9 protein-coding genes are annotated in these 8,115 nt (G+C 36.4%); 8 read left to right on the forward strand and 1 reads right to left on the reverse strand.

What is annotated here, in order from left to right; translation table 11 throughout:
• Window positions 1-163 precede the first annotated feature (163 nt).
• The 8 genes from KE503_RS13705 (at window position 164) to KE503_RS13740 (ending at window position 7,733) form a co-directional block, all read left to right on the forward strand.
• Window positions 164-316, forward strand: a complete 153-nt coding sequence (locus tag KE503_RS13705; RefSeq protein ID WP_212385592.1) for a hypothetical protein — start codon at window positions 164-166, stop codon at window positions 314-316.
• A gap of 102 nt (window positions 317-418) precedes the next feature.
• Window positions 419-727, forward strand: coding sequence for a hypothetical protein (locus KE503_RS13710; protein WP_212385594.1), 309 nt, complete (start codon window positions 419-421; stop codon window positions 725-727).
• A 21-nt stretch (window positions 728-748) separates the two neighbouring features.
• Window positions 749-1,045, forward strand: a complete 297-nt coding sequence (locus KE503_RS13715) for a holin (protein WP_212385596.1) — start codon at window positions 749-751, stop codon at window positions 1,043-1,045.
• Window positions 1,045-1,842, forward strand: coding sequence for an N-acetylmuramoyl-L-alanine amidase (locus tag KE503_RS13720; protein WP_212385598.1), 798 nt, complete (start codon window positions 1,045-1,047; stop codon window positions 1,840-1,842). The genes KE503_RS13715 and KE503_RS13720 overlap by 1 nt, the downstream gene beginning before the upstream one ends.
• 335 nt (window positions 1,843-2,177) lie before the next feature.
• Window positions 2,178-2,741, forward strand: a complete 564-nt coding sequence (locus tag KE503_RS13725) for a helix-turn-helix domain-containing protein (RefSeq protein ID WP_055196951.1) — start codon at window positions 2,178-2,180, stop codon at window positions 2,739-2,741.
• Window positions 2,742-3,116: 375 nt separating this feature from the next.
• The gene (locus KE503_RS13730) at window positions 3,117-4,331 is read left to right on the forward strand and encodes an aspartate aminotransferase family protein (RefSeq protein ID WP_055196953.1); all 1,215 of its coding nucleotides are present in this window, start codon (window positions 3,117-3,119) and stop codon (window positions 4,329-4,331) included.
• A gap of 45 nt (window positions 4,332-4,376) precedes the next feature.
• Entirely contained in the window at window positions 4,377-4,973 is a 597-nt protein-coding gene (locus tag KE503_RS13735; RefSeq protein WP_022374890.1) for a cytidylate kinase-like family protein, read from the forward strand.
• Between the two features lie 111 nt (window positions 4,974-5,084).
• The gene (locus KE503_RS13740) at window positions 5,085-7,733 is read left to right on the forward strand and encodes a bifunctional amino acid transporter/iron-containing alcohol dehydrogenase (RefSeq protein WP_212385600.1); all 2,649 of its coding nucleotides are present in this window, start codon (window positions 5,085-5,087) and stop codon (window positions 7,731-7,733) included.
• 94 nt (window positions 7,734-7,827) lie between these two features.
• Here KE503_RS13740 and KE503_RS13745 read toward each other — a convergent pair.
• Window positions 7,828-8,115: DUF5685 family protein (locus KE503_RS13745; RefSeq protein ID WP_249183082.1), on the reverse strand; the 288-nt coding region annotated here is incomplete at its 5' end.

Genomic DNA, 8,115 nt, shown 5'->3' on the forward strand with positions numbered 1-8,115 from the left:
ATATTCGCGAGGATGAAAAGAAAAACAGTTTAAGCCGTCCATACATGCGGAGTAAAACTTATGAAACCGACTATGATCCAGATATGACAATAGAAGAAGCATACGAATTTTTAAAAACACTTCCAGATTTTAAAGATGCAGAAGATGTATAAGGAGGCTGACAATGAAAGAAAAACTTGTGAAATTATATAACACAATGAATATGATTGAAACAAAAGGTCGTAATACGAAAATCATGGCTGAATGTCTTGGATTTGTGGAAGGACTTATCAAAGAGGAACAGAAAAATGAAGTAAAGGAAAATACAGAAGAATGAAACATAATTTAGAAATCAGAGCAGGACCCACAGAGGTCTTATTTTTATGCGATAAACTAATAAAATTTTAATCTACAGTAAAGAAACAACGGAGGGCGAGGAATGCAAAACACAGGTTTCATAATTACATCAGAGCAGATTATTTGGTTCTGTTCATTTGTGGCTGGACTTTGGACACTTTGGAAGATTGTGAAAGAGATTCGGAAACCAAATGATGATCTGAAAGCTAAAGTCGAAAAGCATGATAAGCTTCTTGATAATGATAATAAGAGACTGAAAGAAATTGAAAGCTCAAATCAGATGATCTTAAGAAGTCTTTTGGTAATAATCAACCACGAGATCACAGGTAACGGAATCACTACGATGAAAGAAATCCGAGATGAGTTACAAGAGTTTTTAATTAAAAAATAGGTATATGAAAGGAGAAATTTTATGTTAAAGAATTGTGTATTCAAAATTGATGTAGACACAAAAGATTGGTTCAGATCCACAATCGTTAGAGCAATCAAAACATTTGCACAGACAGCAGGCGGTATGATCACTGTTGGTGCTGCAATGACAGATATTAACTGGAAACTTGCATTTAGCGTAGCTTTGGTGGCTGCGATTTATTCGGTTCTTACAAGTATTGGCGGATTACCAGAAGTCCCAGCGACTAATACAGTTTCAAAAGATCTGGAAGATACTACATATAATGAAGTGGAAGATTTAGAAGAAGGTGATATGTAATGGCTATTAAAAAAGTAAACATTCACGGTGGGCATAATCCATCTAACAAAGTTGCTTGCGGTGCTAAGGATTTATTAGACGAATCCAAGGAAGATCGCAAGATTGCTAAAGCTATCGTTAAATATTTGAAAAAAGCTGGTGCCACAGTGTATAATTGTACTGTTGATAATGGAACCAGCCAGAGAGATGTCTTACAAAAAATCTGCGCTAAATGTAATCAAAATGGAGTTGATATCGATGTATCTATTCATCTGAACAGCGGTCGCAATGATCATAAGGGTGACAAAAAGTTAGGCGGCTTTGAGGTATGGGCTACAGAATATGCAGGAGTAAAGAAAGAAGTAGCACAGAGAGCTGTTGCTAACATAAAGAAACTTGGTTTTACCCCTCATGGCGATCCATATAAAAAGACTTCTAAACTGTATTATCTGAACCATACAAAAGCAAAGGCTTTGCTGTTTGAGACTTGTTTCGTAGACGATAAGGACGACTACTTATTATACAAAACAACTGGCGCAGATAAAATCGGTAAGTGTTTAGCAGAGGCTATTGTAGGTCACAGCATTAAGACTAGTACTACAGCCAAGATTGCTTCTGTATTCAAATCTGGTGTTTCAGTTAAAATCACAGGTAACGCTACATATGGTGGTGCTGCAAAAGGAAAACTGATTCCAAGCGCTTACTTAAACAAGAAATATACGGTTACTAAAGTTCAGACAAATAACAATCAGCAGGAAGCCCTTATTAAGCAACTGAACAGTTGGGTTCCAACAAAATATCTTACTATTGTAAAATAAAAAGAAGTAGGATATTATAAAGATATAAAATAGTTTTTAAACAAACCCGAAAACCAAAAATAAACGTTGTAGGAATTAAACTATTTCTACATTATTACTATAAGTACACCAAACAAACCGCATAAACCCGTACTTTTAAGCTTACATTGAAGAAGCTGCTAAAGCAGGTAAATTCTAAGAATTGAACAATAATTCAAAGAAACTCATAATAAAAAATAGGCACTTTGTATAAAGTTGCCTATTTTTTATTTTACCAAATTTGTAGTATAATATGAAGAATAGATTGAAAATTAGACTAAAACAGTGTAATAATAAAAAAGAGAGGAGCTTTCGATATGGATTACCAATCATACCTATCCCACAACGTAGCCGTCAACCTAAAAAGAATCCGAACCTCCAAAGGCATGAGCCTTGATGTCCTCTCCGAACAAACAGGAGTCAGCAAAAGCATGCTAGCCCAAATTGAGAAAGGAACAGCAAATCCATCCTTAGGAGTCTTAGGAAAGATTACCAGCGGATTAAGAATTGAATTCCAAGAATTAATCGAAGCTCCGCCAATGGAATCCTGTCTCGTAACACCAGATCAGATGACTCCAACAAAAGAAATGATCGGCGAATACAAAGTATGGACCTGCTTTCCATACGAAGATAATCATCAGTTAGAGATTTATCGCATCGACATCGAACCAGGAGGAGAATATATCAGTGGAAGCCACGGAGAGAAGACGAGAGAATACCTTTCTGTAACAGATGGAGAACTTACGATTGAATGTGGTGAAGAAATTCAGAAAATCACAAAAGGACAGATCTATCGATTTGAGACAGATAAAAAACACAATTACAAAAATAATACAGACCAAAAGACAAGTTTTATCTGTGTATTTGTAGACTATCGGTAAATATCATACAGGAATAATAGGATAATAGAACAAGATGTTCAATATAATGGACAAATACAGTGTATAATATTTTATAAAAATTCCAAAAAATCATGAGAAGGCCACAAAAGCACATAAGTAAATAATTAAAATATACTATAAAAGATAAAAATACAGAAAATTAAAAAATTTCGACAGATATATTGACAATTCACTCCACCAGTGCTATTGTATATTTGTACAAAATAAAAGATAAAAATTAAGCAAGGGCGCTTATCACAGGATGAGTTTCCCTTGCTTTTCTTTTTATTATTTCAAGTTTATCAACAAAAGAGATAAACAAAATCTGGCCCAGAGAAGTTAAATAACCAATAACATCATGAGGAGGAAACAGATATGAGATTAAAAGATACAGGATTAACAAGTCAGGACATTAAAGATAAAGTAAACAAATATATGATCGAAACATATGAACGTTTTGACTTCCTTGCTGAGAGAGCAAAAGACATGTATATGTACGATGAAAATGGAGAAGCATATCTTGATTTTTATGCAGGAATTGCAGTTAACAACGCAGGAAGCTGTAATGAAAAAGTTGTAGCAGCAGTTAAAGATCAGGTTGGCGACATCATGCATACATTCAACTATCCATACACAATTCCTCAGGCACTGCTTGCTGAAAAAGTATGTGAAACCATTGGAATGGATAAGATCTTTTATCAGAATTCTGGTACAGAGGCAAATGAAGCAATGATCAAGATGGCCCGTAAATATGGAATTGAAAAATACGGACCAAACCATTATCATATCGTAACAGCCAAGATGGGATTCCATGGAAGAACATTCGGAGCAATGTCAGCAACAGGACAGCCGGGAAATGGATGTCAGGTTGGATTTGGACCAATGACTTATGGATTCTCATACGCACCATATAATAACCTGCAAGCATTTAAAGATGCATGTACAGAAAATACGATCGCGATCATGATCGAACCAGTACAGGGTGAAGGAGGAGTTCATCCAGCAACACAGGAATTCATGAAAGGTTTAAGAGAATTTTGTGATGAAAATGATATGTTACTCTTAATTGATGAAGTTCAGACAGGATGGTGTCGAACAGGTGCGGTAATGTCTTATATGAACTATGGAATCAAACCAGATATCGTATCCATGGCAAAAGGATTAGGTGGAGGTATGCCAATCGGAGCAATCTGTGCAACAGCAGAAGTTGCCAAAGCATTTACACCAGGATCTCATGGAACAACATTTGGTGGACATCCAGTCAGCTGTGCAGCAGCCTTAGCAGAAGTTAATGAACTGATCGATCGTGATCTTGCTGGAAATGCGAAGAAAGTCGGAGATTATTTCGCAGAGAAATTAAAAGGGCTTCCTCATGTAAAAGAAGTCAGACATCAGGGATTATTAACAGGTATTGAATTTGATGACACATTAAACGCAGTTGATATCAAACATGCATGTTTTGATCGAAAACTGTTAGTCACAGCCATCGGAAGCAGTGTCATTCGTACAATTCCACCATTGATCGTAACGGAAGAAGAATGTGATAAAGCATTTGCGATCATGAAGGAGGCTGTGGAATCCTTAGCATAAAATAAAATCTTTGAAAAAAGATCAAAATATCAGGGAGGAATGTAAATGAAACATTTTATCGTAAATATCGGATGTGAATACGGAAGCGGTGGTCCGGACATCGGAAGAATGGTTGCCGAATCACTAGGAATTCCATTTTACGACAGAGATTTAGTGGATCAGGTCGTAGAAAAGTTAGGAGTTGACAGAGATCTGGTAGAAAAAGCTGATTCCGGAAAAGAAAATGTCAAATATGAGTTTGACACAACTTTTGGACCAAGATATGCAAACCTTACAAATCGTGTTATCTATACACAGTTTGAGGTTATCCATAAACTGGCAGCGAAATCTTCCTGCGTTATCATTGGACGATGCAGTAACTACATATTAAAAGACAGAGATGACTGCTTGAACATCTTTGTATATGCACCAGATGAATTTAAAGTCAAACATATTATGGAGCAAAAAGGTATTTCACAAAAAGAAGCACAAAAGCTTGTAAAATATAATGATGGAATGCTGAAATCAAGATATGAATATATGACAAACTCTGATATGAGAGATTGTCGAACCAGACATATGATGATTGATTCCAGTATTCTTGGACTTGAAAAAACAGCAAAATATATCATGCAGTTAATTGATTTGCGATTTGAAGACTAAAATAAAATACATTTACATTCTAACAAAGGCGTTAAGAGATAAGGATCTTTTAGCGCCTTTTTTCTTTCGAAACTTTAAACAGAATGTGAAGCAAGAAAGGAATGATATATAATGGAAAAGAAAAAATCAGAATTTGACAAAGTATTTAGTGCATGGGACATTTTAGTCATTGCATTTGGAGCTATGATCGGTTGGGGATGGGTTGTTTCAACCGGGGACTGGATCGGACGAGGCGGAGTTTTAGGAGCTGTCATCGGTTTTGCGATCGGTGGTGTGATGGTATTCTTTGTAGGACTTACCTACGCAGAACTTACCGCAGCGATGCCACAGTGTGGTGGAGAACATGTATTTAGTTATAAAGCTATGGGACCGATTGGTTCATTTATCTGCACATGGGCGATCATTTTAGGATATGTCAGCGTTGTATGTTTTGAAGCGTGTGCGTTACCTACCATTATCACTTATATTTATCCAGGATTCTTAAAAGGATATCTGTATACTGTCGCAGGATTTGATATTTACGCATCATGGCTTGCAGTTGCGATGATCGTTGCTTTATTTATTACATTGATCAATATCAAAGGTGCTAAGACAGCAGCAACTTTACAGACAGTTTTAACTGTTATTATCGGTGGTGTTGGAATTCTTTTAATTGTAGCATCTGTAGTCAGTGGAGATAGTAGCAATCTAGCACCACAGTTATTTGCAGGAGATAGTGCATCAACTACGATGAAAGCGATCATGAGTGTTGCAGTTATGACACCATTCTTCTTTATTGGATTTGATGTTATTCCACAGGCAGCAGAAGAGATTAATGTACCATTGAAGAAGATCGGTATGATCATGATCTTATCCATTGTACTTGCAGTTGCATTTTATGCGCTGATCATCTTAGGTGTTGGTTATGTTATGAGTCCATCTGATATTTCATCATCTCAGGCTGGATCAGGACTTGTCACAGCCGATGCGATGGCAAAGGCATTCCACAGTAGTATTATGTCAAAAGTCTTGATCGTTGGTGGTATGTGTGGAATCGTTACAAGCTGGAACTCTTTCTTGATCGGTGGTAGCCGTGCCATGTATTCCATGGCTGAATCTTACATGATCCCAAGAACATTTAGAAAATTACATAAAACACACAAAACACCAGTCAATGCATTATATTTAATCGGTGGATTATCTATTTTAGCACCATTATTTGGACGTAAAATGTTAGTATGGATTGTCGATGCAGGTAACTTTGGATGCTGTCTTGCATACTGTATGGTTTCCTTATCTTTCATCATTTTAAGAAAGAAAGCACCAGAAATGGCTCGTCCATATAAAGTAAAACATTATAAGATCGTTGGTGTATTGGCAGTCATAATGTCAGGATTTATGGTAGCAATGTATATCATTCCAGGATCAGGATCAAACCTAGTTCCACAAGAATGGGCAATGGCAGGTGGATGGGCTGTCTTAGGTGTTGTATTCTTCGTTATCTGTAAATCAAAATACAAAGAAAAATTCGGATCTCATATTGATGTTGTGGTAGACGAAAATGAAGTAGAAACAGAAGAAGATCATACATTTGAAGAAGCACTTGGAGCTGTCAATGCTGCTGAAAATGTAGTAGAAGCACAGCCAGCAATTAACTTTAATTACTTCCTTCCAGTTAATATTGCATTTGGAAGTGGTAAAGTCTTAGAAACTGGAGAACTTACAAAACCATATGGTAAGAAAGCATTGATCGTAACCGGAAGAAGCAGTGCAAAGAAATCTGGTTTATATGATAAAGTAGCAAACAGTCTTTCTAAAGCAGGAATCGACCATGTACTATTTGATAAAGTCGCACAGAATCCATTAACGACAACTGCGATGGAAGGTGCCGAGTTTGCAAAAACAAATGGATGTGATGTTGTCGTAGCCATCGGTGGTGGAAGTATCATGGACTGTGCAAAAGCGATCGCATTCTTAAGTGTCAATGACGGAGATATCAACGATTACATTTATAACAAATTACAAAGCGATAAAGCATTACCATTAGTTTTAATCCCTACAACTTGCGGAACAGGATCAGAAGGAAATGGATTTGCGGTTCTTACAAACCCAGAAAACGGAGACAAGAAATCCTTACGTTGCAATGCGATCGTTGCAAAAGTATCCATTGTTGATCCAGAATGCATGATGACAATGCCAAAACATGTACTTGCATCTGTCGGATTCGATGCATTATGTCACTGCATGGAAGCATACACGTCAAAGATCGCACAGCCATTTACAGATGCTCTAAGTTTATACGCGATGGAACTGATCGCAGGAAACCTTGTCAAAGTATATAAAGGTGAAGGCGGCAAAGAAGCATGGGAGAAGATCACACTGGCATCAACGATCGGTGGAATGGTCATCAATACAGCAGGTGTCACACTGGCACATGGAATGGAACATCCAGCCAGCGGACTAAAAGATATCGTCCACGGACAGGGACTTGCAGCATTAACACCAGTGATCGTAGAAGCATCTCATAAAGGAAACCACTTCAAATTTGCTAAGATCGCAAGAATCTTTGGCGGGGTTACCGCAGAAGATCTTGCTGGTAAATTAAGAAGTCTGTTAAAAGATATCGACCTTGCTTGTACACTATCTGACCTTGGATTATCCGAAGAAGATATTCCTTGGATGGCAGAGAACTGTATGAAAGTATCTGCGGCAAGTGTTAAGAACAATCCGGTTGTGTTTACACAGAAAGAAATTGCTGAGATATATCGAAAAGCAATGTAAGGTGAATTTAATATAGTCTATGAATATATAAAAGGAAGGAATCCTGAGTGCAACACGCATTTTGCTAATCGTTGCACTTAGGGTTCCTTCTTTTTTATATGCATCTAATAATAGATTCAATTTCTGGATATTTTTCGTGTAATATTTTAAAATATGTATTAGTACATCCTAAAGAAACAATATTATAGAGTATTTCCTTATATTTATTCCATGTTATTTCATGAAATGATTTTTCCATTTTTAATATTAATATTTTATTTATCATTGCAATTTTTTTATGGGCATTTAATTTATTATCAGAATCATCTTCTTTCATTATATTTTGTAATAAATTAAAATTTCCATTCTGCATATCTTCATTGTAATCTTCATAGGCATCTAT

Source organism: Anaerostipes sp. Marseille-Q3525, from assembly GCF_018223505.1.
In the GTDB taxonomy this organism is placed as follows: Bacteria; Bacillota; Clostridia; order Lachnospirales; family Lachnospiraceae; genus Anaerostipes; species Anaerostipes amylophilus.